Consider the following 1,055-nt stretch of genomic DNA (forward strand, 5'->3'; position numbering starts at 1 on the left):
TGTCCACCACCCACTGTCGCATAGGTATGTGCGGATAAGGTAAGAATCGTGCTAAAAGTTAAAAATTTTAGAAATTTCATTAGTTCATATCCTTGTGATCTGATAACTATATTGTATAAATACCAATCAGTTTAAAATGACACTTGAGTAAGTGTTACTTGCTGTTTTTATATTCTTTTGTACACAAGCAGCCTTTCTAAGGAGGCTTTATTTATTATTTCTCTCCCCCTTCAAAACAACTCGTCTAGCTTTTACATATAAGCCGTCATAGAAGAACAGGCTAGCACTTGCTAGCATCGACATGAGTAAACATACATGGACTAAAATTTCTAACAAAAGAGTTTAAAAAATAATCCAACATCTTTTCCCGCTCGCTTACCCCACCAGAGCTTAAAAGCTGAATGATTGTGCCTTCCACCATATATAAAAATAGTTTGGCATCGGTAAAAGAGACATCGGGTTTTAGTGTTCTAAGCTGGCTATAAATCTCATTTTTTAGCCATGTTCTATAGCGCACTGCGGATTGATAAGCGTTGGGATAGCTATTTTTAATTTCAAAAACGGCTTTAAATAATAAGTAATACGGCCCTTCTAAATCGGTATGTAAATCATAAAGCTTTTTGAGTTTATCGATGGCAGGAGTGCTTAAGTCATATTCGACCATTGCGACTACTTGTTCTTGGAGCTTTTCTTTTTGCACCATCAAGCAAATTTCAATGAGTCGTTCTTTAGAGTGAAAATAATTATAAAAAGTCGCTTTTGTAATCTCTGATTCTTTCACTATTCTGTCGACGCCAATAAGGTGAAATCCCCGGTGGTGAAACAGATCAATTGCTTTATTTACAACATATAAGGTACGTGTTGGGAGAGCTAAATTTGGCATAGTTTTACCGTTATAAATTCTTGTTGTTTGTAAATGAGATACTTTTTTGGGAGAAAAAAAGGCACAGCAAAGCCTATAAAGACTGTGCTTGGCACATCTCAAGTTTTATTGTTGCTAAGTTTTTGGTTGTGACGATTTAAAGCCTGAAAGCGCTAATGGCCCTCAAACTGCT

General features: G+C 35.9%; 1 protein-coding gene. It reads right to left on the minus strand.

All coding sequences use genetic code 11. From position 1 onward, the window contains the following. Nucleotides 1-280 precede the first annotated feature (280 nt). Nucleotides 281-985 carry a TetR/AcrR family transcriptional regulator gene (locus ABD296_RS49355; RefSeq protein ID WP_344285448.1) on the minus strand — a complete coding sequence of 235 codons (705 nt, stop codon included), beginning with the start codon at nucleotides 983-985 and terminating at the stop codon, nucleotides 281-283. Nucleotides 986-1,055: the final 70 nt, after the last annotated feature.

The sequence above is a fragment of the Actinomadura napierensis genome, from assembly GCF_039529375.1.
In the GTDB taxonomy this organism is placed as follows: Bacteria; Actinomycetota; Actinomycetes; order Streptosporangiales; family Streptosporangiaceae; genus Spirillospora; species Spirillospora napierensis.